At 60.7% G+C, this 247-nt stretch carries 1 protein-coding gene; it reads left to right on the top strand.

What is annotated here, in order from left to right; translation table 11 throughout:
- Positions 1–57: 57 nt before the first annotated feature.
- Positions 58–247: transposase (locus KZZ06_RS21845; RefSeq protein WP_219582008.1), on the top strand; the 190-nt coding region annotated here is incomplete at its 3' end.

Here is a 247-nt window from a genome sequence, read left to right as displayed (position 1 = left end):
CGGCTGGCTTTGGACCGGGCTGATTGAGAGGATCAGCCAGGACTGAAGGAGCTGGACATGAAGCGAGGTCAGAAGGCGGGTGCTGAGCAGGTGGTGCTGAAGCTGCGCCAGATTGAGGTGCAGACGGCTCAGGGTAAGAGTTTGGCGATAGCGTGCCGGGAGGCGGAGATCTCCGAGCAGAGTTATTATCGCTGGCGCAAGGAGTACGGCGGCCTGCAGATCGACCAAGCCCGTCGGATGAAGGATC

It is taken from the genome of Sulfitobacter sp. CW3 (assembly GCF_019392245.1).
GTDB lineage: Bacteria > Pseudomonadota > Alphaproteobacteria > Rhodobacterales > Rhodobacteraceae > Sulfitobacter.
The sequence above is the reverse complement of the archived record's forward strand: the minus strand, read 5'-3'. Positions and strand labels throughout refer to the sequence as shown.